The 3,888-nt window shown below is 70.6% G+C and carries 3 protein-coding genes, 1 other RNA gene and 1 pseudogene; 4 read left to right on the top strand and 1 reads right to left on the bottom strand.

The window, feature by feature from the left end:
• Nucleotides 1-355, bottom strand: a 355-nt coding sequence (locus tag ACFE8Y_RS21115; RefSeq protein ID WP_375466328.1) for a magnesium chelatase domain-containing protein, incomplete at its 3' end; no start/stop codon positions are given.
• 131 nt (nt 356-486) lie between these two features.
• Between ACFE8Y_RS21115 and ACFE8Y_RS21120 the strand changes: the two genes are divergently transcribed.
• The 4 genes and pseudogenes from ACFE8Y_RS21120 to ACFE8Y_RS21135 all read left to right on the top strand — a co-directional run.
• A complete protein-coding gene (locus tag ACFE8Y_RS21120; protein WP_375466329.1) occupies nt 487-747 on the top strand; it encodes a PepSY domain-containing protein in 261 nt (86 codons plus the stop codon).
• A 52-nt stretch (nt 748-799) separates the two neighbouring features.
• Nucleotides 800-898: signal recognition particle sRNA small type (gene ffs / locus ACFE8Y_RS21125), an RNA gene on the top strand.
• 65 nt (nt 899-963) lie between these two features.
• Nucleotides 964-2,910 (top strand): DNA polymerase III subunit gamma/tau, encoded by a 1,947-nt coding sequence (locus ACFE8Y_RS21130; RefSeq protein ID WP_375466330.1) that lies wholly within the window; start codon nt 964-966, stop codon nt 2,908-2,910.
• A 56-nt stretch (nt 2,911-2,966) separates the two neighbouring features.
• Nucleotides 2,967-3,888, top strand: a pseudogene (locus tag ACFE8Y_RS21135) (IS481 family transposase); the annotation flags it as partial.

Below are 3,888 nucleotides of genomic sequence, written 5' to 3' on the forward strand. Positions count from 1 at the left end.
TGACCGCCGTGATCGTGCCGTCGAGCGCCAGCTCGCCGAGGACGCAGTAGCCGGCGAGCGCATCGGCCGGCAGCGCCCCGATCGCCGCCATGACGCCCAGTGCGATCGGCAGGTCGTAGTGCGAGCCCTCCTTCGGCAGGTCGGCGGGGGCGAGGTTCACGGTGATGCGCTTGGCCGGCAGAGCCAGCCCCGAGGCGATCAGCGCGCCGCGCACCCGCTCACGCGATTCGGCCACGGCCTTGTCCGGCAGGCCGACGACGGTGAAGTTGACCGCGCCCGGGATGATCTGGACCTGCACGTCAACGGCGCGCGCCTCGATGCCCTCGAAGGCGACGGTGGCGACGCGGGTGACCATGGGCGTGCGTCCTCGGGCTTTCCGCCTCGGCTCGGGAATGGAAGCCTATGCGGGCGGCCGAACCGTGACAACCTCGGGCACCGTCCGTAGACTCAGGCGATCATCCCGACCCACCGGGACCGGAGACCGCCATGCGCCCGACGACCACTCTCCTCGCCGTCGTCCTCGCTGCTGGCTTCGCCCGGACCGCCGAGGCCGACCAGCCGTTGCCGCCCGACCAGCAGGCCAAGGTCGAGGCGATGCTGCGGCAGGAGGGCTTCACCGCGTGGAAGGAGATCGAACTCGACGACGGGATGATCGAGGTGGACGACGCCCTGGATGCCTCCGGCAAGCCGGTCGACCTCAAGCTCGATCCGAAGACGCTCGTCATCGTCGCCCGCAAGCCCGAGTAGCGGCGCGGAGCCCCGTGGCTTGCGTTCGCGAAAACCCCCGGCCATAAGGCTGCGGGGGGTTGGCGAGGGACGTTTCACTCGCCAACCGGGTCAGGTCCGGAAGGAAGCAGCCCTAACGAGACCGAGCGGGTCTTCGTCCAGCCTCCCACCTCTTCCACCGCCTGAGCCCGCGGGTCGATGCGCCCGCCGCGGCGGTCAGCACCCGACCCGGACGGAATGGACGCGAGCACCGGCACGCCTGACGACGAGCCGGGACTGCCCGGGTTTCCCGCGCCGGCGCTGGCGCCGACGCCCTACCGCGTGCTGGCGCGCAAATACCGGCCGAAGGATTTCGACGACCTGATCGGCCAGGGCGCGATGGTACGCACCCTCGGCAACGCGTTCGCGGCCGGCCGCATCCCGCAGGCGTGGATGCTCACGGGCGTGCGCGGCGTCGGCAAGACCACCACTGCACGCATCCTCGCCCGCGGCCTGAACTACGCCCGCCTCGGCGCGCCGGACACCGGCCCGACCATCGCGATGCCCGAGCTCGGGCTCCATTGCCAAGCGATCATGGACTCGCGGCACATGGACGTGCTGGAGATGGACGCGGCCTCGCACACCGGCGTCGACGACATCCGCGCCATCATCGACGGCATCCGCTATGCGCCGGTCTCGGCCCGCTACAAGGTCTACGTGATCGACGAGGTCCACATGCTCTCCACGAACGCGTTCAACGCGTTCCTGAAGACCCTGGAGGAGCCGCCCCCCCACGCCAAGTTCGTGTTCGCGACGACCGAGATCCGGAAGGTGCCGGTCACCATCCTCTCGCGCTGCCAGCGGTTCGATCTGCGGCGCGTCGAGGCGGACGTGCTGGCCGCGCACCTGCGCAAGGTCTGCGCGGCCGAAGGCGTCCCGTGCGAGGACGAGGCGCTGGCGGCGATCGTGCGCGCCGCGGAAGGGTCGGTGCGCGACGCGCTCTCGCTGCTCGACCAGGCGATCGCCCACGGGGCCGGCGCGGTCTCGGCGGGAAGCGTCCGCGACATGCTGGGCTTGGCCGACCGGGCGCGCATCGTCGACCTGTTCGAGGCCGCGATGCGCGGCGACATCCCGGCGGCCTTCGCGGAGCTGCGCAGCCAGTACGAGTCCGGCGCCGACCCGTCCGTGGTGCTCTCGGATCTGGCCGCCTTCACCCACCTCGTCACCCGGCTCAAGCTGGCGCCGGAGGCCGCCGCCGCCGACCCGACGCTGAGCGAGGTCGAGCGGGCGCGGGGGGCCGACTTCGCCGAGCGCCTGGCCGTGCGGGCCCTGTCGCGGGCGTGGCAGATCCTGCTGAAGGCGATCCCCGAGGTGCAGGGCGCGGCCCGGCCGCTGGCCGCCGCCGAGATGGCGCTGGTGCGGCTCGCCTACGCCGCCGACCTGCCGACGCCGGACGAGGCCCTGCGGCATCTCAAGGCGGAGGCGCTCGCCGCCGGTGCGCAGGAGGGCGACGCACCGGCTCACGCAGCCCTCCCGCCCGCTCCGGAGCCGCGCATCGCCGTGCCCGAACCGCGGGCGCCGCTCACGATCGTGCCCCCGGCCGTTGCGCCGCACGCGGTGGCGGCCGTTTCCGCTTCCCTCCCGCAGGGCCGCCCCTTGCCGCCCCCGCGGGTGGACCCGGCGCCGCGCCCCGTTCCGCCTGCCGCACTGCAACCGGTCCCCGAGCGCAAGGCCGCCGGGATCAAAGCCGCCGAACCGGCAGGCCCGCGGCTCGTCCGGTTCGAGGACGTGGTTGCCCTGGCCGACGCGCGGCGCGACATCCTGCTGAAGTCCGCCCTGGAGCGCGAGGCGCACCTCGTTCGCTTCGAGGAGGGGCGGATCGAGTTCCGTCAGGCCGAGGGCGGTCGCCCCTCCCTCCACACCGACCTCGCCAAGGCCCTGGAACTCTGGACCGGTCGGCGCTGGATCGTCGTCCCGTCGCGGGAGCGCGGCGCGCCGACCCTCGACGCGCAGGCCCGCGCCGCGGTCGAGAGCCGCCGCGAGGATGCCACCGCCCATCCGCTCGTGCGCGAGGTGCTCACGCGCTTCCCCGGCGCGCGGATCGTCGACGTGCGCGACACCGCCCCCGACGGCGCGGCGACCGCCGAGCAGGAGATCCTGGGCGTCGACGATGCGGCGGAGGCCGAGGCGGGCGGCGAGGCTTAAGTGTATGGTCCCGGAGTGTGATGGTGCGTCATTGGCGCTGATGCGTCAGGGGGCGGATGCACTGTGGCAGGAGCTCTTCACGGCAGCGCCCGCACGACGCCCGGTACGGGTTGAACCCGAAGACGGTGGCCAAATGGCGCAGGCGAACGATCACGACCGGTGCGCCCATGGGGCCGAAGACGCCCAAGAGCACGGTCCTGACCCCGGCTGAGGAGGCGATCGTGGTCGAGTTCCGGCGCCGAACGCTGCTGCCGCTCGACGATGTCTTGGGCTGCCTGCGCGAGACCATCCCAAGCCTCAGCCGCCCCGCATCGCTGTCTGCAACGGCACGGCATCTCCCGTCTTCCGGCAGCCGAGACGGCGCAGACGCACAAGCGCTTCAAGACCTACGAGATCGGCTACGTGCATATCGACAGCTGCGAGTTGCGCCACGCCGACGGCAAGCTGGTCATGTTCCTGGCCATCGACTTCTTGGCCATCGACCGGGTTTCGAAGTTCACCTACGTCGAGTTCCACGACAGTGCGGGGAAGATGGAAGGATCAGCCTTCCTCAGGAATGTCGTGGCGACCTTTCCGTATAAGATCCACACCGTGTTGACCGACAACGGCATGGCTTTCACCGACCTGCCAAAGAACAGGACTGGGCCGAGCCGACAGCTCCTCGGTCCGCACATCTTCGATCGTGTCTGCATCGAGCACGGCATCGAGCATCGTTTGACCAAACCCTACCATCCTTGGACGAACGGCCAAGCCGAGCGCGTGAACCGGACGATCAAGGACGCGACCGTCAAGCTCTTCCACTACGACGATCTGACGAGTCTGAAGGCGCATGTCCTGGCCTTCGTCACGGCCTACAACGTCGCCAAGCACCTCAACTCGCTACGCTGGAAGACCCCGTTCCAAACCATCTCTCAGGCCCGGACCAAAGACCCCGATCGGTTCAGGATCAATCCGCACCACCTCAGCCCGCGACCATAC

Source organism: uncultured Methylobacterium sp. (assembly GCF_964242245.1).
Classification (GTDB): domain Bacteria; phylum Pseudomonadota; class Alphaproteobacteria; order Rhizobiales; family Beijerinckiaceae; genus Methylobacterium.

What these genes read in the sequence shown, in the direction of transcription:
- ACFE8Y_RS21120 (WP_375466329.1), top strand. Translation starts at nt 487, where the DNA reads ATGCGCCCGACGACCACTCTCCTCGCCGTCGTCCTCGCTGCTGGCTTC.
- ACFE8Y_RS21130 (WP_375466330.1), top strand. Translation starts at nt 964, where the DNA reads ATGGACGCGAGCACCGGCACGCCTGACGACGAGCCGGGACTGCCCGGG.